The 19,524-nt window shown below is 35.9% G+C and carries 19 protein-coding genes and 1 other annotated feature; of the genes, 5 read left to right on the top strand and 14 right to left on the bottom strand.

From position 1 onward, the window contains the following. Positions 1-66 precede the first annotated feature (66 nt). The 3 genes from BWGOE10_RS02150 to BWGOE10_RS02140 are packed head-to-tail and all read right to left on the bottom strand — an operon-like array spanning position 67 to position 1,976. Positions 67-936 carry a YihY/virulence factor BrkB family protein gene (locus BWGOE10_RS02150; RefSeq protein ID WP_070140742.1) on the bottom strand — a complete coding sequence of 290 codons (870 nt, stop codon included), beginning with the start codon at positions 934-936 and terminating at the stop codon, positions 67-69. A gap of 6 nt (positions 937-942) precedes the next feature. Next, entirely contained in the window at positions 943-1,458 is a 516-nt protein-coding gene (locus tag BWGOE10_RS02145) for a DUF4075 domain-containing protein (RefSeq protein WP_070140741.1), read from the bottom strand. A gap of 53 nt (positions 1,459-1,511) precedes the next feature. Then, complete coding sequence (locus tag BWGOE10_RS02140; RefSeq protein WP_070140740.1) at positions 1,512-1,976, bottom strand: low molecular weight protein-tyrosine-phosphatase; 465 nt, start codon at positions 1,974-1,976, stop codon at positions 1,512-1,514. 177 nt (positions 1,977-2,153) lie between these two features. Here BWGOE10_RS02140 and BWGOE10_RS02135 point away from each other — a divergent pair, with 177 nt between their 5' ends. Together BWGOE10_RS02135 and BWGOE10_RS02130 are read left to right on the top strand one after the other, a co-directional pair. Further along, positions 2,154-2,378, top strand: coding sequence for a DUF1128 domain-containing protein (locus tag BWGOE10_RS02135; RefSeq protein WP_002010236.1), 225 nt, complete (start codon positions 2,154-2,156; stop codon positions 2,376-2,378). A 192-nt stretch (positions 2,379-2,570) separates the two neighbouring features. Next, the gene (locus tag BWGOE10_RS02130; protein WP_070140739.1) at positions 2,571-5,237 is read left to right on the top strand and encodes a cation-translocating P-type ATPase; all 2,667 of its coding nucleotides are present in this window, start codon (positions 2,571-2,573) and stop codon (positions 5,235-5,237) included. Between the two features lie 35 nt (positions 5,238-5,272). On the opposite strand, the gene BWGOE10_RS02125 is transcribed toward BWGOE10_RS02130, so the two are convergent. The 7 genes from BWGOE10_RS02125 to BWGOE10_RS02095 form a co-directional block, all read right to left on the bottom strand. Further along, the gene (locus BWGOE10_RS02125; RefSeq protein ID WP_002029585.1) at positions 5,273-6,355 is read right to left on the bottom strand and encodes a toxic anion resistance protein; all 1,083 of its coding nucleotides are present in this window, start codon (positions 6,353-6,355) and stop codon (positions 5,273-5,275) included. Between the two features lie 18 nt (positions 6,356-6,373). Beyond that, positions 6,374-8,005 carry a YceG family protein gene (locus BWGOE10_RS02120; RefSeq protein WP_070140738.1) on the bottom strand — a complete coding sequence of 544 codons (1,632 nt, stop codon included), beginning with the start codon at positions 8,003-8,005 and terminating at the stop codon, positions 6,374-6,376. Positions 8,006-8,115: 110 nt separating this feature from the next. Beyond that, complete coding sequence (locus BWGOE10_RS02115) at positions 8,116-8,907, bottom strand: TerC family protein (RefSeq protein ID WP_002125000.1); 792 nt, start codon at positions 8,905-8,907, stop codon at positions 8,116-8,118. A gap of 73 nt (positions 8,908-8,980) precedes the next feature. Continuing rightward, positions 8,981-9,559, bottom strand: a complete 579-nt coding sequence (locus BWGOE10_RS02110) for a TerD family protein (protein ID WP_002010227.1) — start codon at positions 9,557-9,559, stop codon at positions 8,981-8,983. An 80-nt stretch (positions 9,560-9,639) separates the two neighbouring features. Continuing rightward, positions 9,640-10,224, bottom strand: coding sequence for a TerD family protein (locus tag BWGOE10_RS02105; protein WP_002029588.1), 585 nt, complete (start codon positions 10,222-10,224; stop codon positions 9,640-9,642). 23 nt (positions 10,225-10,247) lie between these two features. Beyond that, positions 10,248-10,844, bottom strand: a complete 597-nt coding sequence (locus tag BWGOE10_RS02100; protein ID WP_002029589.1) for a TerD family protein — start codon at positions 10,842-10,844, stop codon at positions 10,248-10,250. A 128-nt stretch (positions 10,845-10,972) separates the two neighbouring features. Beyond that, on the bottom strand, positions 10,973-11,851 hold the full coding sequence (locus tag BWGOE10_RS02095; protein WP_070140737.1) for an ROK family protein: 879 nt from the start codon (positions 11,849-11,851) through the stop codon (positions 10,973-10,975). 207 nt (positions 11,852-12,058) lie between these two features. Here BWGOE10_RS02095 and BWGOE10_RS02090 point away from each other — a divergent pair, with 207 nt between their 5' ends. Next, a complete protein-coding gene (locus BWGOE10_RS02090) occupies positions 12,059-12,871 on the top strand; it encodes an LPXTG cell wall anchor domain-containing protein (RefSeq protein WP_070168341.1) in 813 nt (270 codons plus the stop codon). 122 nt (positions 12,872-12,993) lie between these two features. Here the strand turns inward: BWGOE10_RS02090 and proS are convergent, their stop codons facing one another. Both proS and BWGOE10_RS02080 read right to left on the bottom strand, forming a co-directional pair. Next, complete coding sequence (proS, locus tag BWGOE10_RS02085; protein ID WP_070140731.1) at positions 12,994-14,424, bottom strand: proline--tRNA ligase; 1,431 nt, start codon at positions 14,422-14,424, stop codon at positions 12,994-12,996. Between the two features lie 46 nt (positions 14,425-14,470). Beyond that, positions 14,471-14,679: a binding site (T-box leader), on the bottom strand. Positions 14,680-14,772: 93 nt separating this feature from the next. Then, complete coding sequence (locus BWGOE10_RS02080; RefSeq protein ID WP_070140730.1) at positions 14,773-15,066, bottom strand: YesK-like family protein; 294 nt, start codon at positions 15,064-15,066, stop codon at positions 14,773-14,775. A 137-nt stretch (positions 15,067-15,203) separates the two neighbouring features. Here BWGOE10_RS02080 and BWGOE10_RS02075 point away from each other — a divergent pair, with 137 nt between their 5' ends. Continuing rightward, the gene (locus BWGOE10_RS02075; RefSeq protein WP_070140729.1) at positions 15,204-16,517 is read left to right on the top strand and encodes an ectonucleotide pyrophosphatase/phosphodiesterase; all 1,314 of its coding nucleotides are present in this window, start codon (positions 15,204-15,206) and stop codon (positions 16,515-16,517) included. Between the two features lie 108 nt (positions 16,518-16,625). Next, positions 16,626-17,909 (top strand): MFS transporter, encoded by a 1,284-nt coding sequence (locus tag BWGOE10_RS02070; RefSeq protein WP_002140249.1) that lies wholly within the window; start codon positions 16,626-16,628, stop codon positions 17,907-17,909. Positions 17,910-17,982: 73 nt separating this feature from the next. Here BWGOE10_RS02070 and BWGOE10_RS02065 read toward each other — a convergent pair whose 3' ends face one another. Both BWGOE10_RS02065 and BWGOE10_RS02060 read right to left on the bottom strand, forming a co-directional pair. Next, positions 17,983-18,177, bottom strand: a complete 195-nt coding sequence (locus tag BWGOE10_RS02065; RefSeq protein ID WP_000795763.1) for a helix-turn-helix transcriptional regulator — start codon at positions 18,175-18,177, stop codon at positions 17,983-17,985. A gap of 112 nt (positions 18,178-18,289) precedes the next feature. Next, entirely contained in the window at positions 18,290-19,522 is a 1,233-nt protein-coding gene (locus BWGOE10_RS02060; RefSeq protein ID WP_070140728.1) for an MFS transporter, read from the bottom strand. Between the last annotated feature and the right edge of the window lie 2 nt (positions 19,523-19,524).

Raw genomic sequence — 19,524 nt, 5'->3', positions numbered from 1 at the left:
TTGTGGTTCTTTTTATTATTACTCATGAAATATCCCCCCTGTTCCCTTTTATTATGGAACAAGAGCTCATTTTTCATTACGGGAATTATTGTCACCCGTTCTATAGTGATGGAGTAAACCATTAATTTCACCGCCAAGTAAAATTACCCACGCAGTTAAGTAAAACCATAACATTAAAATAATGATACCACCGAGACCACCATATGTATTGGCGTAATTCGCAAACTTATCTACATAATAAGCAAATGAGTACGATACAACAATCCATCCTACAGTAGCAAATAACGCTCCTGAAATGACTTCTCTTCTTTTTAATTTCCGATCTGGTGCAAACGTATATAAAAAACTAAACAAGGCAAATAGCACGAAGAAACTCGCTACTAACCGTGTAATACTCCACACGTAAGAAAAACTATCTGATAAACCGAGCGCTTTAAACACCGCTGCTCCAATAACTTGTCCGAATACCGGGACAATTAACGCAAAGACAATCATAAAAATGATAGCTAATGTAAACACAATTGATAACGCTCTTGTTTTAATAAAAGAACGTGTTTCTTTCACATCATAAGCACGGTTAAAAGCGTTCATAACCGCATTCACCCCGTTTGAAGCAAACCATAACATCGATAGTAAACCGAATGATAATAAACCACCATTTTGTTCGTTTACAACTTTATCTACGTTTACTTCAATTAAGTTCATCGCATCATCTGGTACATAAACCTCTAATAAACTAAGCACATCCTCTGTTTGAATGGGAATAAATCCAAGAAGCGTAATTAAGAAAACGAGCCCAGGAAAAATTGCAAGCAAGAAGAAATAAGCGAGCTGTGCTGCCAAGCCCGCTACATCATCGCGCATCGTCCGGTCATATAAATCTTTTCCAAACGAATAAGTGCGATTTCTTCTCACCTTTTCTAAAATTTTTCTCATATATGTTTAAACGCTTTTCTTCTCTTCTTTATCTTGCTTTAACTCAATGTACGCTTCAGTTTTTTTTTCCTCTGCATTTGAGTCCTTCATAAATAATTCACGCGCTTCTTTCATACCGCCATCTTCAGCAACTACCGGCTCTTCTTCTGCTTTAAGCTCATCTACCTTTGGAGATACAGCTTGAATTTCAATCGTTTCTGGCTTTTCTTCTCGCTCAGCTTTTCTCTTACTAAAAATTTCTTTCGTTTCTTTTAACGTTTCTACAACAGACGGCGTCAATTTTTTAATTTCTGCTACTTTCGCTTTCACTACATTGAAATCAGCAAGCTCGCGTCCTTTATCTGTAACAGTTTGCACTTTTTCTTTGATTTTCGCATTTTCACCAATTTCAATCATCTTTGTTTTTGCTTTTTCTGCCGTATTTTTTACTTTTTCACGGTTTTCTTTCTTTAACATAGATACAGCTACACCTGCAGCTACACCAATCGCAATGTTTCGAGCAATATTATTTTTCTTTGCCATATTCCTTCACCCTTTCATTTCTTATATTAGAAAGTATTACTTTCTAAGCTTCCTCATATTCCTTGTTCATTTCGAATGAAAGCTAATAGCTTTACACACCCTTCTGTTACAAGGTCATACACTTCTTGGAAGTTCCCTGTAAAGTAAGGGTCAGGAACGTCTGTCCAGCCACCGTCTGGAACAAAATCGGACAGCCTACCAATATAGCCTCCAGTTTTACCAAAACTTTTTAAATCCGCTATATTCTTGTTGTCCATGGCAATAATATAATCAAACTTTGTTAAGTCTTCTTTTTCTACTTGCCGTGCTTTAATTCCTTCAAAAGAGACTTCATTTTCTTTTAAAATTTTTTGTGTTCCTTTATGTGGTGGATGACCAATATGCCAATCTCCAGTTCCTGCAGAATCAATGACAAATTTCTCTTCGAGTCCCTCTTTTACGACAAGATTTCGAAAAATTGCTTCTGCCATTGGAGACCGACAAATGTTCCCAAGACAAACAAACAATACTCGGATCATATTTTTGTTTCTTCCCTTCTTGGTGCATTTATTACCATATACTTATATAGTATAAACAACCAATTATTAATTATAAAGGAAATCCCTACTAATTTAATAGGATTGAAAAGTTTCATTAACGAAAATGATAAAAAAATGTTAAGATAACCTTATGTTATTTTAAAGGGGGACACTTCGGTGGATTTATCCGTAAAATCAGAAGCAAACGTTGAATATATGGTAGAAGCTATTAAAGAAAAATTACGCATGGTTAATGCTGGAGCAATGAGAGCTGCTAGTTTTAACGAAGAAATGTACGAGGACTTACGTGACATTTATGAGCACGTTATGAAACGTGAAACATTCAGTATTAGTGAAATGCAAGCTATTACTGAGGAATTAGGTACATTAATTAAAAAATAACAAAGAGCCTCATAAATAGAGGCTCTTTGTTATTTCAACAAATTCATGACAACTCTTCTCTTTTCCTCATCACATTCTAAAATACTGTACAATGAAAGTAGAACCTCACCTTAGATTTTTTCTCCATACATACTACTCTAAAAAAATTGCCACACTACCATTGCTAACTGTTTTTACTGGGGGTGCTTACTTATGAGCAATTGGTACAGTAAGACGAAAAATCAAACATTAATCGACCTAGAAACAAATGAACAGCACGGTTTAACAGATGAAAACGTAAATGAACGTTTAAAACAGTATGGTCCAAACGAATTGACTTCAAAACAAAAACGCACTTTATGGCAGCGCATTTTCGCCCAAATTAATGACGTCCTCGTATATGTCCTTATTATCGCTGCCCTTATTTCCGCCTTTGTAGGTGAATGGGCCGATGCAAGTATTATCGCGCTCGTTGTAGTTTTAAACGCTGTTATCGGTGTAATCCAAGAATCGAAAGCAGAACAAGCTTTAGAAGCATTGAAAAAGATGGCAACACCTAAAGCTATCGTAAAGCGAGATGGTGAACTAAAGGAAATTCCATCTGAGCACGTCGTTCCAGGTGATATCGTTATGCTTGATGCCGGGCGGTATATCCCCTGCGATTTACGCCTTATCGAAACTGCAAATTTAAAAGTTGAAGAATCTGCTCTAACTGGTGAATCTGTCCCTGTCGATAAAGATGCAGTCTACCACCCTTCCATGCAAAGTGATGAGCAAGTACCATTAGGCGATCAAAAAAACATGGCCTTTATGTCGACGTTAGTAACATACGGACGTGGCGCTGGTGTTGCTGTTGAAACTGGGATGAACTCACAAATTGGCAAGATTGCTACCCTTTTACATGAAGCAGACGATGATATGACACCACTTCAAAAAAGCTTAGCACAAGTAGGAAAATATTTAGGTTTTGTCGCTGTAGCTATTTGCGTTATTATGTTTCTCATCGGTTTTTTACAAGGACGAGATACGTTAGAAATGTTTATGACCGCAATTAGTTTAGCTGTTGCAGCCATTCCAGAAGGCTTACCAGCTATTGTTTCCATCGTTCTTGCCATTGGTGTTCAGCGTATGATTAAACAAAACGTTATCATTCGTAAACTACCAGCTGTTGAAGCTCTCGGTTCTGTCACAATTATTTGTTCAGATAAAACAGGTACATTAACTCAAAATAAAATGACCGTTACTCACTTTTATAGTGATCGCACATACGACCAGCTAGAAAATTTGAATGTAAATAATGATGCACACCGTCTATTATTAGAAAATATGGTTTTATGTAACGATGCTTCTTACAGTACCGACTCACAAACAGGGGATCCTACAGAAATTGCCCTTCTTGTTGCCGGAAGCTCTTTTAACATTCAAAAAGATCATTTAGAAAATACACATGAACGTGTTAACGAACTACCTTTCGATTCTGATCGTAAAATGATGTCAACTGTACATACGTACGATGAAAGCTACTATAGCATGACGAAAGGTGCAATTGATAAACTTTTACCTCACTGTACCCATATCTTTATAAATAATAAAATTGAGGTCTTAACAGCTTCTGATAAAAATCAAATATTAGAAGCTGCCGGGTCGATGTCACAAGAAGCCTTAAGAGTACTTTCATTCGCATATAAACGATACGATTCAAACGATGTGGATATAAATCATCTCGAAGAAAATCTTATCTTTATCGGTCTTGTCGGTATGATTGATCCACCACGCACAGAAGTAAAAGATTCAATTACAGAATGTCAAAAAGCTGGTATTCGCACGGTTATGATTACTGGTGATCATAAGGATACCGCCTTTGCAATTGCCAAAGAACTTGGCATTGCTGAAGAAAAATCTGAAATTATGATTGGAACTGAATTAGATACCATTTCAGATACAGAACTAGCAAGTAAAATTAATCACTTAAATGTCTTTGCTAGGGTCTCTCCAGAACATAAAGTGAAGATTGTAAAAGCATTACGTGCTAAAGGAAATATTGTTTCCATGACTGGTGACGGTGTAAATGATGCTCCATCTTTAAAACAAGCAGATGTTGGAGTAGCAATGGGAATTACAGGAACAGATGTTGCAAAAGGCGCAGCTGATGTAGTTTTAACAGATGATAATTTCTCATCTATTGTTAAAGCTGTTGAAGAAGGAAGAAATATTTATCGTAATATAAAAAAAGCGATTCTCTTCCTACTCTCTTGTAACTTCGGCGAAATTATAGCTCTCTTTTTAGCTATTTTACTCGGCTGGGCAACACCACTACGCCCGATTCACATTTTGTGGGTAAATTTAATTACAGATACACTGCCTGCATTATCACTCGGTGTTGATCCTGAAGATCCAGATGTGATGAAGGAAAAACCACGACATGCGAAAGAAAGCTTATTTAGCGGCAGCATTCCATTTCTTATTTTCAATGGGGTTGTAATTGGACTTCTTACTTTAACAGCCTTTATCGTTGGGGCAAAGCTCTATACAGGAGATACAAATTTATTTCCTCTCTTCCCAGATCAAATTGATGAAGACGCTCTATTACACGCTCAAACGATGGCATTTGTCGTTCTTAGTTTTTCTCAGCTCGTTCATTCATTTAACTTACGTTCAAGAACGAAATCAATTTTTTCAATTGGGATATTTACAAATAAATATTTAGTCTTCTCACTTCTTATCGGTGTTCTTATGCAAGTGTGTATCATCTCCATCCCACCTCTTGCTAATATATTTGGTGTACATGCATTAACAATGCGAGATTGGGGATTCGTTCTCTTGTTAAGTATCATTCCGCTTGTTGTGAATGAAATCATTAAATTATTTAAGAGAAAATAAAAGGCAATGAGGGCTGTTCCTCATTGCCTTTTTGTTTATCCTTGTAATTCTTTTTTGATGTTCTCTGTTAATGTAGCCATACGCTTACGACTTTCTTCACGCTCACGTTTATTTTGCTCTTCAATTTGTTGTGTCTCTTGCATACCTCTTGAAATAATGTTCCAAGTTTCCTCAAGTGTTTCCATCTTAATACTAGAAGAACCTGATAATCTCGCTACTTCCACACTTTGAGTTGCGATATTTTGTGCATTTTTCTTAAGTAATTCATTTGTACGGCGATCAAGTTCAGCCATAGAGTCCGCAACAAGCTTTTGACGTTTCGCATTTACCGCTTGAATGATACCATTTTTAAAGATAGGAATCGTTGTAATAAATGCTGTATTGATTTTACCGATTAATTTATTGTTACCGCGTTGAATCATACGAATTTGTGGTGCTGTTAATAGAGCAACCATACGTGCTTTTTCTAAATCATCAATACGTTGTTCTAAAATTTCAACAGAGTTTTTAAGCGATTCTAATTCAATACCCGCTAACTGATCATTATTACGTATGCGCTCTTCGTACATCGGAACTAACTCTGTATTTAAACGCTCTAATAACATTTCCCCTGCTACTACGTATTTTTCTAAGTCTAAATAATACTTTAAGTTTTGCTCATATAAACCATCTAACGTACCAATTGATTTTTTCATTTCATCTTGATACTTCGTAATTTCTACGTATACTTTATCCATTTCGCGACCCATTGTCTGATACTTACTAAAGATTTGTTCAATCATTTTATCTGCTTTTTTGAACATACGTGAGAAGAAACCACTTTTCTCTTCCGCAAAGTCTTTACTATCAAATCTGTCCATAATTTTACCAAGCTGTTTTAATAATTCACCAGAGTCTTCTACTTTCGATAAAGACATTGTATGTAAAATTTGATCAGCGAAACGTGAAATTTCCATAGAAGGTTCTTTTCCGAGTTCTATTAATTCTAATTGATCTTTAATGTCTACTGCATTATAAATACGTTGTACTTCAGCATCTTGTCTAAGTTGCAAGCGAACATCTTGTGCGGTTTGCTCATTCAATTCTGTTTTCGAATCTAGTACGACTGGGTTATTCATATGGTATTCTCCCTTTCCTTATAAAAATGGACGAAATAGTCCTTTTATTGTTTGTGATAAATTTTTATAGGCTGATGAACCATGAAATTCAAGATCGAAATTAACTTCTTCAAGCCAATGTGAATCAAATGCTCCTGATTCAATATACGGTTCAATATCGTTTCTCCCCGTTGGATTAAAGTGGAATACATCTACTCCAATTTGATTTAAAAATAGTAATAACACAGCATCAGAACGACTTAATTCTCCGCTCTTCTCATTATTAAATATAACAATTTTCGGTACTTCTTGCGAATAATCAAATTTCTCAAGCTGCTCTAAAATGTTCGGTGGTATTTGAGAGAGTTGTGCGAAAACATACAGTGCTACATCTTGTTTCGTCTCTTTCGCAATTGGTTTACACATTTCACTTTCGCACGTATGGATGATTGCTTCTGCAATACCATGTTGTAAACCTTCTGGTAAACGTTTATGTGGCCACCAATGACTATTCATAATTAAATCCGGATGTAACTTCCCTCCGCGGTCTAATGCATCTCGATAATGATATTGGAAATTCGCTTTTTGTTCTTTCGTAAACGGAAATGTATTAATTAATAAACTGTTATCAAATGATGTAACAGCCTTTAATCGCTGAAAATATTCTTTATCATTCTTTGACACACCTGATATTTTTGCAAATAAAGAAGGAATATAAATATGCTTATTTTCAACAAAGAAGGTTGGGCGTACAAATGCCTTTTCTTTCGTAATTAAAAAGAGTTCATCATATGTTGTTTTTAATGTACGTGCTACAGGTGTATATGAACGGAATTGCCACGGCTTGTACAGCAGTGAATTATCGTGGTGAAGTACTTGCTCGATTTCTTTTGAAGCTTGATAAGCTACTGTTGCGACGCGCTCACGACGCCGATCGGGAAATGGTTCCAATGAAATACGGCCCAAATGAGATACGACAAAAGTCTTTCCTTCCTCATCTACACTCTCAAACCCATCTTTTCCTTCAGGGTGATAATAAAGTACATCGCAGCCGAGCATAATAAGAAAGTATAAGAAATATATACGACTCTCCGTCGCATCACCGTACCAAACGATACGCGGCATTTGTTTCTTATAATTAATCGTAGAGAACCACTTCGCTACGTAATTTTCACTTAATTTAATCATATCGATTAAGAAACGACGGAACCCTTCTGTTTTTAAAGATTGATTATGTTGTTTCTCATACAATTTCAATACAGAAATAAACGTCGTATGTATATAATGCTGTAAATCAGGATTGTCTACTTGCGGTAATAGTTGTTTTCCGGACAAATGGGCTACAAGTCTATTTACTGTAAGTCCATTCGGTGCTTCTTGATGTAATGTAAAAACTTCTTGAATATGGCGCAGTTTTTCGGGATCAATTACCTTATTTAAGTTTTGTTCATGCAAAACCTCGATCCCTTTTGCTTCACTATAATCAAATAACTCATTGAAATATTCATCTACATCATTGGGAACACCAAGAATACGAGTTGCTATATAACTAAATTTCATCTCATTCTCTGTCAGCTCATATTGTGGGCGTTTTTCTAAAAGCGCTTCAAATTGCTTTAAATCTGATTCTTCTTTTAATGCACATGGTTGAAGTGTAAAACGTGAGAACACAACAGTTCACCTCCAAAAACATTTACGTTTTTTATAAAGTCTCTCTTCTATTATAAACTATTTTTAGTTATAAAAAATGGGCGCTCGCATAACGAGCAAACCCATTTCAATTATTTATGTTCATTTTTAGTAGCTGCAACTTCTTCTTTAGCTTGTCCAGAATTCTTCATGTAGTGAAGTATAAATGTTGCTCCAAACGCTATAACTAAAATAATAAAGAACAGCGTATGACTTACTTCAATATGAATGACAGACAGTAGCATTTTTGCTGCAATAATTAAGATTAAAATATATGCTGTCGTTTCAAGTTCTGGAATACGCTCTAACAATTTTAAAAATACGCCAGCAATACCGCGCATCATTAAAATACCGAGCATTCCACCTAATAGTAAAATCCAAACTTCATTCGATACACCAAATGCAGCAAGAACACTATCTACAGAGAACGCGATATCCATTAATTCAACCATCGCAACCGTTCCCCAGAAAACACCGAACATTCTGAAGAGAATACTATTTTGGTTCATACCATGGGCTTCCTCTTCTTCTGAAGTGCCTTTTCTTTTATCAATGAAATATTTAATTGACAGCCAAGCTAAGTAAAGCGCACCTAACACTTTTACCCATGCCAATTTAATTAAGAACATTCCGATTCCAATTGCAATAAAACGGAATACATAAGCTCCAATCAGTCCATAGAATAATGCTTTTTTTCGTTTTTCTTCTGGAAGGTGTTTTACCATTACCGCTAACACAAGTGCATTGTCAGCAGATAATAAACCTTCAAGTACAACAAGTGTACCTATTAACCCCCAAGATACTGGATCTTGTAACACTTTAATCCACATGTCCAAGTCGAAAAACTGAGCATACGTATCAAGGATTCCTTGCAAAATACTCATCTTACCTTTATCCCCTATTCTTTGCTAGATTTATAGAAAGGTCAAAAAAAGGAAACGAATGCCGTTTCCCTTCTTATGCATCCAAGCCATACGCTCTTACAAGCGCACCTAATCCACCTTGGAATCCACTTCCTACTGCACTAAACTTCCACTGTCCATTATGACGATATAATTCACAAAAGACAACTGCTGTTTCAATGGAGAAATCTTCCCCTAAATCAAAACGAAGAACTTCTTCGTTTGTCTCTTCATTTGCTAAACGAACGAATGCATTTGCAACCTGTCCAAAGTTTTGATTACGGCCTTCTCCATCATAAATTGTAACTGTAATAGCAATTTTATGAACATCTGCTGGAACCTTTTTCAAATCGACAACAAGTTGCTCATCATCACCGTCACCTGCACCAGTACGGTTATCTCCTGTATGTAAAACTGATTCACAAGGAGACTGTAAATTATTATAGAAAATAAAATCAGTTTCCTTCGTACATTTCCCGTTCGCATCTAATAAAAAGGCGGATGCATCTAAATCGAAATCAGATCCACCATCATAAGATTTAATATCCCATCCAAGACCAATTACTGCTCTTGATAAACCTGGGCTTGTTTTTGCTAAATCTATTTTCTGTCCTTTTTGCAATTGAATAACCATATATATTCACCTCTATATTTTAATTTCAAAAAATATATCCATCAGTAAATACGCGTTTCACTGATGGATATATAAATCTATTACTCTACATCTAAACCAAAGTTATTACATAGAGAACCTAATCCACCTTGGAATCCACTTCCGATTGCATTGAATTTCCATTCACCTGCGTGACGGTATAATTCGCTTACTACTACAGCTGTTTCAATAGAGAAATCTTCTCCTAAATCGTAACGAATTAATTCTGCATTCTTTTCTTCATCCAGAATGCGTACGAAAGAGTTAGAAACTTGTCCGAAGTTTTGGCTACGGCCTTCTCCATCATAAATTGTGATTGTAAAGCAAATACGTTCGATATGTGCAGGAACATTTTTTAAGTCTATTTTAATTGTTTCATCGTCGCCTTCACCTTCACCTGTACGGTTATCTCCTAAATGCTCTACAGCACCATTCGCACCTTTTGGATTATTATAGAAGACGAAATCCTCTGCTCCTGAAACTTTACCGTTAGCACCTACTAAGAAGATACTAACATCTAAATCGAAATCGTTTTGTCCGTCATAACGATTCGTATCCCAACCAAGTCCTACAAGAACTTTAGAAAGACCTGGATTTGTTTTTGTTAAGTCTACCTTTTGTCCTTTTTTCAATGAAATTGATGCCATATACAATTCCTCCTTGGTTTATTTTATTGGTAACGTGATACAATCTCACTTAGGTTTTTATCTTGTGTTCCTTCTCCAACTGCTGAAAACTTCCATTCGTTTCCGTCTCGATACATTTCCCCTGCAATTAAAGTCATTTTGCCAGCGTAATTATCTGACAAGTTATAACGTGCTAATTCTTCACCTGTTTGTGGGTTTTGAATACGAATATATGCATTGCGAATCATCCCAAAATCTTGACGACGATTTACACAGTCATAAATATTTACAACGAATACTAAACGATTAATACGGCTCGGAACTTTATGTAATTCTACGAAAATTGTTTCGTCGTCACCAGCGCCTTCACCTGTTAAATTATCTCCTGAATGAATGATACTACCACAAGTAGAAAGTTTGTTGCCGAAGTAAACTAAATCATTTTTGTTTAAAAAGCGATCCCCTTCTAACATAACAACAGATGCATCACAATCTACACTTGGTTTACTTCCAAATAAAGAAGACAGAAACCCACCTGATTGCCCAATTGGATCCCAGCCTAAGCCAACCTGTAGTTTCGCTACTCTCGGTTGTCCTTTCGTTAAATCAATCTTTTGTCCTTTTTCTAAAATAATAGGCATGAAGTTTCTTCCTTTCTACAAAGCATTTTCCAAATCGGAAAACATTGTATTCTCCTCTTATATTGTAGCATTATTTATCTAATGAGAAAAAGGATAAATTCTCAATTATATGAAAACAGATACTATATTTATTTATACTGATGTAATAAGTGGTAAATAGAACCAATCATTCCTGCACAATTGCCACTTTGCGCAAGTTTAATCTCACAATTACTATAAATCTCTTGATTTAAGTATGTTCCTATCTCTTCCTTCACTTCATTTAAGAAATCATCTCCTCTTTCAGTAATTCCCCCACCAATAATAATCATTTTCGGATTAAAAATATAAGCAAGGTTACTAATTCCAATCGCCAAATGTTTAAAGAAAATCTTCACGGCTTGAGTAACACAGCTATCACCCTTATCATATAATTCGAAGATTGTTTTACCATCCCACTCCTTTTCACCCTTATATCTTCGTACAAGATGAATTAATCCCGAAATTGAGGCAACCTCCTCAAAAGTTTTCCCTTCTATTAACATATTCCCCCATTCCCCAGCACCAAACGAATGTCCACGGTATAACTCCCCATTTATAACAATTGCCCCACCGATGCCCGTTCCAAGCGTAAGCATAATAAAATCGCTTTCTCCCCTCCCAGTACCTTTCCATTTCTCGCCTAAGGCTGCACAATTAACATCATTTTCAATAGATACAGGAACTTTTAATATTTCTTGTAATCTCTCAACAATAGGAATATCAGTATAATGCGGAATATGATCCACACCTCCCGTTATAACTCCTTTATTAATATCAACAATTCCCGCTGTACTAATACCAATTCCGAAAATAGTATGTTCAGTCATTAATTTTTTTGATAAATATATAAGCTTTTGAACAATTTGTTCCCCGCCTAAGTGAATTTCTGTTGGGACCTTTTTATGCATTAGTACTACCCCTATTTCTGAAACAATTCCATATTTAATTTGCGTACCACCAATATCAAATGCAATATATTCTTTCATCCGTTGCCACTTCCTCTACTGTTATGAGTGTAAATTCTCCATCACTCTACTATTTGCAAGAAATTCACATTAACTCTTTTCTCCCTTTAGAAATACACCACCTTTTTCTATATATAGTTTTTTTTGCATAAAACTCTTTTTCCTATGAAATATTACAAAGGGATGTGTTTTAGATGGAACAATAATTTTTTCTTCAGGAGGAAAACAATGACAAAAATATTCATTTTAGCATCTACACTTTCTTTATCCTTTTTTAGCGGCTTAAATATTGGTAATGCTGCAACTGAAAACTTCAATCCAATAACAAACGCTATTGTACAAAATAACGATAATTTAGCAGAAGGTAATTCAAAAGATAATAATAAACCTCCAGGAAACAATGGTTCTCAGGACGATAGTGGTTCTGACGGCAACGGTTCTGGTGGCAACGGTTCTGGTGGCAGCGGTTCTGGTGGCAAGGGTTCTGGCGGCAGTGGTTCTGACGGCAACGGTTCTGGTGGCAGTGGTTCTGGTGGCAACGGCTCTGGTGGCAGTGGTTCTGGCGGCAGTGGTTCTGATGGCAACGGTTCTGGTGACAACGGTTCTGGCGGCAACGGTTCTGGTGGCAATGGCTCTGGTGGCAATGGTTCTGGCGGCAACGGTTCTGGTGGCAATGGTTCTGGTGGCAACGGTTCTGGTGGCAGTGGTTCTGGTGGCAGTGGTTCTGGTGGCAGTGGTTCTGGCGGCAATGGTTCTGGCGGCAACGGCTCTGGTGGCAATGGCTCTCAGGGAGGCAACCGCGTTAAAGGCGACAGCAGTTCTCAAGGTGGCAATGGCTCTCAGGGAGGCAATCGTGTTAAAGGCGACAGCAGTTCTCAAGGTGGCAATGGCTCTCAAAATGGCAAAGCAAAAGATAATTCAGTAAAACAAGGCGATAAGTTACCTAATACTGCAACGCATTATCCTGCATCAATTTTAATGGGGATTTCGACATTCCTAATTGGTATGTTACTGTTTATTCGTCGCAAAAACGCAAAATAAAAAACAACATCCTTCCATCTAAAAAATATATGATACAAATTATAAAACTAAAATAAAAAGGACTTTGGATTGAAATTTATTATTCAATCCACGGTCCTTTTTATCATCTATAAGAAAGAATATTAATACGCTTTTCCCCAGTACACCATGTGCTTCGCTTCTTTACTACAGCAAATACATTCGTCAGCTACATTTTCTTGTTCGAACGGAATACAACGTGAAGATACTCCAACTTCTTCTTTTAGTTTTTCTTCACAAGCTAGTTCTCCGCACCACATTGCCTTAATAAAGCCTTGCTTTTCATCAGCTACTTTTTTCATCTCTTCGAAATTCGTCACACTATAAGTACTCTCATCTCGAAATACTTTTGCCTTATTAAATAAAGAATGATGAATCTCCTCAAGTAATGACAGAATACGTTCTTCTAATTGATCCATTGATATAAACTCTTTTTCTTTCGTATCCCGCCTTACAAGTACTACTTGGTTCTTTTCAATATCCTTTGGACCAACTTCCAATCTAATTGGAACACCCTTCATTTCATACTCATTAAATTTCCATCCAGGTGTTTTATTGCTAGCATCTATTTTTACACGCGCAACCTTTTGAATACGCCCTTGTAGCTCTGTTGCTTTTTCTAAAACGCCTTCTTTATGCTGTGCAATAGGCACGATAACAACTTGTAATGGTGCAACTTTCGGTGGCATTACAAGTCCGTTATTATCACTATGAACCATAATAAGTCCACCTATCATTCTTGTTGATACACCCCAAGATGTTTGGTGTACGTATTGCCATTTACCATTACGATCTAAAAACTTAATATCAAATGCTTCTGAGAAGTTCGTTCCAAAGTTATGAGATGTTCCTGTTTGAAGTGCTCTTCCATCATGCATTAAACTTTCAATCGTATAAGTTGCCTTCGCTCCTGCAAACTTTTCTTTTTCTGTTTTTTGCCCTTTAATAACCGGAATTGCCAAATACTCTTCACAAAAAGCAGCATATAGATTTAAAATATTTAATGTTTCAATTTGAGATTCTTCTGCCGTTTCATGAATCGTATGACCTTCTTGCCATAAAAATTCAGTTGTACGAAGGAATGGTCTCGTCGTCTTCTCCCAACGAACTACTGAACACCACTGATTATATAACTTTGGTAAATCATTATATGATTGAACAATTTTTGAGAAATGCTCACAAAATAAAGTTTCAGATGTAGGGCGTACACAAAGTCGTTCCGCCAATTTCTCATCCCCGCCATGAGTAACCCATGCTACTTCCGGAGCAAATCCTTCCACATGATCCTTCTCTTTTTGCAATAAACTCTCCGGAATAAACATTGGCATATACACATTTTCATGACCAGATTCTTTTAGTTTTTCATCCATTACTTTCTGCATATTTTCCCACAATGCATAACCGTATGGTCTTAGAATCATACAACCTTTCACACTTGAATAATCAACAAGCTCCGCTTTTTTTACAATATCGGTATACCACTGAGCAAAGTCCTCTTCCATCTTCGTAATAGCTTGTACCTGTTCTTTTGCCATAGTCCTTCTTCCTCCTTTAGAAAATACAAAAAAGCCCGTGTCCCCAAATAGGGACCGAGCTTTGCCGGCGTTACCACCCTGATTCATACACAAAAAAATTGAGTATGCTCTCTTTTTGATAACGGGAATTTCCCGCTGCATATGCAGAACTCAAAGGTAGGTTCCATATCGCCTTTTTAAGAATCTCTCAGCCTGGCGGATTCTCTCTCTGCTTAAAAGGTTGAACATGTACTAGTCCTTTTTCATCGTTATAACGAAATAAATTTGTTGATTATCATAATACAAATTCTTTTTTAAAACAATAGCTAATTTTCTCATTATTATATATTCTTTTCATTTTTTGCAGTTTTATACGTAGCTTTTTCGAGAGATTTTAACAAGTTGATGTGCAATCATACCGATAAGTGTACCTAGTAGAACGAAGAAACCAATAAATCCATATCCCATTCCTTCCCATCCACCAATAACCATCATTGTAATAGGAAAGGATGCTAAACAAAGAAGTATTAAACTAAGTGCAAATATAATATCGAACTGTTTGTCTGGAAACCGTTTCTTTAGTAAGTACGAAATAGCGAATACGAGGATAATCGTGATTCCGCCAATGATGTAAAAGATACCAAATCCATCTAGCCAATCCATAGTATTCCCTCCTTCCATTCATTCCCTTATACTTAATTATATGTTTAATTTTTCTGAAAATAAATAATAAATTTTTATCACCAGGTATTAATAGTAATATATAAGAATAGGTTTTATATAATCAGGAGGGAAATTTTATGGATAAAGCATTAACAAATCACGTCATTATTTTATCTTTCGACTGCTTATCAGCTTTAGATTTTCCTATATTACAAAAACTACCTAATTTCCAAACTTTAATAAAAAAGGGCTCGATTGCGAAAAAAGTGGAGCCAATTTATCCTTCAGTAACATATCCAAGCCACTCAACAATCGTAACCGGTAATTATCCTAATAAACATGGCGTTGTCAGCAATACATTACTTCAACCAGGACGTGAGTCACCAGATTGGCATTGGTATCGAAAGTCCATTAAAGGAACAACTTTATATGATGAAGCACGCAAAGCAAATTTAACGACAGCAGCCCTTCTATGGCCTGTTACTGGAAGAGCAAATATCGATTACAATTTACCAGAAATTTTTCCAAATAGACCGTGGCAAAATCAAAGTTTAGTTTCATTATTTAGCGGTAGCCCGCTATATCAATTAGATTTAAATCGTCGTTTCGGCCATATACGAAATGGATTATCACAGCCTGAGCTTGATGATTTCGTCCTTGCTTCTGCCGTACATACAATCCATACGAAAAAGCCTAATGTTATGTTTGTACATTTTACTGATTTAGATACTCAAAGACATTACCATGGCTTCGAGTCCGAGGAAACAGTAGCTGCAATCCATAGACACGACGAACGTCTAGGAAAAATTATTCATGCATTAAAAGAAAGCGGGATATACGAAGAAAGTACGATTATTGCACTTGGCGATCATAGCGCTTTAAGTGAAAATAAATCAATTCAATTAAATGTGCTATTCCATCAAAAAGGGCTTATCTCTCTAAATAAAAAAGGAAAATTAGTAGACTGGAAAGCCTATTGTCAAAGTTGCGACGGTTCTGCCTATGTATATGCGAAAGACAAAAACGATACGGATACCATTCGGGAAGTACAACTACTCCTTGAAGAACTGCTTCAAAAGAAACAAAATGGCATTGAATTTATACTTCATGATGAAGCGGCGAAAGAATGCGGTGCAGATGGTAATTGTTTATTTATGTTGGAAGCACAAGAAGGGTATTATTTCACTGAAAATTATACTGGTAATTTCATAAAAGAAATTACTAAAAAAGATGTTACTTCTAGTAAGAAATATACATTTGGAACACACGGATATTCTCCAACAAAACCTAACTATGAAACAATTTTTATGGCTGCTGGGAAAGGCATAAAAAGTGGCGTTACAATCCCGTATATGAGACTTATTGATGAAGGCCCGACTATTGCTAGATTACTCGGTTTGCACTTAGTTGAAACAGACGGAGCAATTGTAGAGGATTTACTTCAATTGTAAAGAACTGTGTATATATGTAAAAGTTATGTAAAAATCATCACTGTTTCTCTTTTTATAATTTTTATTTTTGTACACTGTTAGTAGAACAAATTTAAGGGGGAACATTATATGAAAAAAATGTCCAGACAAGAAAAAAGCTGGATATTATATGATTGGGCTAACTCGGTATATTCGCTCGTCATTACAACTGCATTATTTCCAATTTACTTTAAAGCAGCAGCAAAAGAAGCTGGACTATCTGGTGCAACTTCAACAGCCTATTGGGGATATGCAAACTCGTTCGCTACACTTTTAATTTCTATACTCGCTCCTATTCTCGGCACAGTTGCTGATTATAAAGGATTTAAAAAACGATTTTTCACATTCTTCTTTGGACTCGGTATCGTATTTACAAGTATGCTAGCAGTTGTTCCAACATCACAGTGGTACTTATTACTAGGATGCTATATGCTCGCATTAGTTGGCTTTGCTGGAGCAAATATTTTTTATGATGCATTTTTAGTAGATGTTACCTCTGGAGATAGAATGGACCGAATTTCTACAAGAGGCTTTGCATTAGGTTATATTGGGAGCACAATTCCTTTTATCGGTTGTATTGCTCTTATTATTCTTGCTCAAAAAGGAACTATCCCCTTATCGGTCGGAATTGCTAGTCAAATTTCCTTTGCAATAACAGCTCTTTGGTGGGGACTATTTACGATACCAATGCTAAAAAATGTAGAGCAAACACACTATATTGAACGTCATCCAAGACCAATTGCAATGAGCTTCAAGCGCCTTGCTAATACTTTTAAAAATATTAAAGAATATAAAACTGTATTTATGTTCCTAATAGCTTACTTTTTCTACATTGACGGGGTAGATACAATTATTACTATGTCTACCGCTTATGGAACAGATCTCGGTATTAGTGCAACCAATCTATTAATCATCTTATTTGTAACACAAATTGTCGCTTGTCCATTCGCTTTATTATATGGAAAACTATCGGAAACATTTACCGGTAAAAAAATGCTATATGTCGGTATTATTATTTATATCATTATTTGCACATATGCTTATTTCTTAAAAACGACGTTTGATTTCTGGATTTTAGCAATGTTAGTTGCCACTTCTCAAGGCGGTATTCAAGCACTTAGCCGTTCATATTTCGCAAAACTAGTACCGAAAGAATCTGCAAATGAATTCTTCGGATTTTATAATATCTTTGGTAAATTCGCGGCAATTATGGGTCCAGTATTAGTGGGTGTCACAACACAATTAACAGGAAAAACAAACGCTGGTGTCCTTAGTATTATTGTCTTATTTATTATCGGTGGATTCTTATTAACTAGAGTACCCGAAAATGATACGTCCGTTACACCACCTAATCCGAAAACTAAAACAATATAGGAAAAAGATCCTCTTCAAACGAGAAGAGGATCTTTTTCTTATTTTTAGCGATAACGTCTTACAATTAAAGACTCTACAGCTTGTACAAAAATAATTTATCGACAGTTGTTCCTAATACTTCTGCTAACCGGAATGCTAGTGCTAAACTTGGATCATACTTATTATTTTCAATTGCATTTATCGTCTGTCTTGATACGTTACACTTATCAGCTAATGCACCTTGTGAAATATTATTTTCAGTGCGTAATTCATAGATTTGATTTTTCACATCTTTCTCCTAACCTGTAAAATTATTTTTACAACATCAGTATATAGTTGGTACATTTCATTGTCAAAAGATTGCCATAGAAAAAGGGAGCAGTTCTGCCCCCTTACAATAGCTATTTCGAAACCAATGAATTCGTCATTTCCTCTCGATTAACAACATCTTCTTTCTTTATTTTCATACGTAAAACCGGACCTATTGCTAATAAAATAAGTGACATCGCTATACAAAACACAATAACTAGTGACGTCATTTCCTTCAATCCTCCAGCTAGTGAAGTTCCAATTAGCATTGCACCCATAAACAGTGGTAAAATTGTCCCATTTACCCTTCCAATCATATTTTCTGGTACAAGTTGAATCATAAGCGTACCGACAACGATATTGACACAGGCTAAACAAATACCTGTTCCAAATCGCATCAAACTAGTAACCCAAAATGATGTAGACAACCCTTCAACTAAAAATGAGATTGCTAATATACTCATACCAAATACAAACATCTTTTTCGGATTTACTTTTGAAGCGAAAACAGCAGCAACAATACCACCGATTAACATACCTATTCCATCCGCTGCTGCTAAATATTGAACAGCTTCTTTTTCCATGCCTAAACGTTCAATTACAAGGAATACTTCTAATGGGTTCGTTAATCCGACTGCTAAACCAATAATAGTAAAAGTAATTGTAATCATACGTAAATTTCGCGTGTGAAGAACGTATTTCCATCCTTCTTTTATATCATTTTTTAATACCCCTCTCACTGCCTGCTCTTGTTCAACCCATTTTGGTAAAAACGAAAGGACAATAGCCGATAACAAAAATAAAATGATCAAGCTATATAGTGAGGTAAATAAGCCAAGTTGTGTATACACAATTGAACCTACAACTGGTCCAAAAATCATAAATAACGACTGTAATGTTTGGTTAAATGCAATAGCACTTGCTACCTGTTCTTCTTTTACATAGCGCTTAAATATACGTGAAGATGACGGCTGAGAAAACTGACCTACAATTGCGGAAACGAGTGTTGCAAAAAATATAGCCTGCCAATAATCAAGCTTTAGCAACAAGACAATTCCTATAATAGATAGTACGCTTAATACATCTCCAGCAACCATCGTTCTCTTCGGATTCCAGCGATCTGCTAACGCACCACCAATGAATGAAAAAATAAAAATTGGTGCATATTCCATAACCGATAATAAAGAAACTGAAACCGGATCATTATTCGTTCGCTCCATAATAAAATACAAAAGAGCCATATTTCTGATCCAAATTGCAAATTGTTGTAAAATATCAGATGCCATAACGAGCATAAATGCTCGGTTTTTAAATAGAGCCTTCATCT

It is taken from the genome of Bacillus mycoides (assembly GCF_001757995.1).
GTDB lineage: Bacteria > Bacillota > Bacilli > Bacillales > Bacillaceae_G > Bacillus_A > Bacillus_A mycoides_B.
The sequence above is the reverse complement of the archived record's forward strand: the minus strand, read 5'-3'. Positions and strand labels throughout refer to the sequence as shown.

What these genes read in the sequence shown, in the direction of transcription:
- BWGOE10_RS02100 (WP_002029589.1), bottom strand. Translation starts at nt 10,844, where the DNA reads ATGCCTATTATTTTAGAAAAAGGACAAAAGATTGATTTAACGAAAGGA.
- BWGOE10_RS02060 (WP_070140728.1), bottom strand. Translation starts at nt 19,522, where the DNA reads ATGAAGGCTCTATTTAAAAACCGAGCATTTATGCTCGTTATGGCATCT.
- BWGOE10_RS02110 (WP_002010227.1), bottom strand. Translation starts at nt 9,559, where the DNA reads ATGGTTATTCAATTGCAAAAAGGACAGAAAATAGATTTAGCAAAAACA.
- BWGOE10_RS02140 (WP_070140740.1), bottom strand. Translation starts at nt 1,976, where the DNA reads ATGATCCGAGTATTGTTTGTTTGTCTTGGGAACATTTGTCGGTCTCCA.
- BWGOE10_RS02090 (WP_070168341.1), top strand. Translation starts at nt 12,059, where the DNA reads ATGACAAAAATATTCATTTTAGCATCTACACTTTCTTTATCCTTTTTT.
- BWGOE10_RS02070 (WP_002140249.1), top strand. Translation starts at nt 16,626, where the DNA reads ATGAAAAAAATGTCCAGACAAGAAAAAAGCTGGATATTATATGATTGG.
- BWGOE10_RS02095 (WP_070140737.1), bottom strand. Translation starts at nt 11,851, where the DNA reads ATGAAAGAATATATTGCATTTGATATTGGTGGTACGCAAATTAAATAT.
- BWGOE10_RS02105 (WP_002029588.1), bottom strand. Translation starts at nt 10,224, where the DNA reads ATGGCATCAATTTCATTGAAAAAAGGACAAAAGGTAGACTTAACAAAA.
- BWGOE10_RS02115 (WP_002125000.1), bottom strand. Translation starts at nt 8,907, where the DNA reads ATGAGTATTTTGCAAGGAATCCTTGATACGTATGCTCAGTTTTTCGAC.
- BWGOE10_RS02150 (WP_070140742.1), bottom strand. Translation starts at nt 936, where the DNA reads ATGAGAAAAATTTTAGAAAAGGTGAGAAGAAATCGCACTTATTCGTTT.
- BWGOE10_RS02075 (WP_070140729.1), top strand. Translation starts at nt 15,204, where the DNA reads ATGGATAAAGCATTAACAAATCACGTCATTATTTTATCTTTCGACTGC.
- BWGOE10_RS02125 (WP_002029585.1), bottom strand. Translation starts at nt 6,355, where the DNA reads ATGAATAACCCAGTCGTACTAGATTCGAAAACAGAATTGAATGAGCAA.
- BWGOE10_RS02145 (WP_070140741.1), bottom strand. Translation starts at nt 1,458, where the DNA reads ATGGCAAAGAAAAATAATATTGCTCGAAACATTGCGATTGGTGTAGCT.
- proS (WP_070140731.1), bottom strand. Translation starts at nt 14,424, where the DNA reads ATGGCAAAAGAACAGGTACAAGCTATTACGAAGATGGAAGAGGACTTT.
- BWGOE10_RS02130 (WP_070140739.1), top strand. Translation starts at nt 2,571, where the DNA reads ATGAGCAATTGGTACAGTAAGACGAAAAATCAAACATTAATCGACCTA.
- BWGOE10_RS02080 (WP_070140730.1), bottom strand. Translation starts at nt 15,066, where the DNA reads ATGGATTGGCTAGATGGATTTGGTATCTTTTACATCATTGGCGGAATC.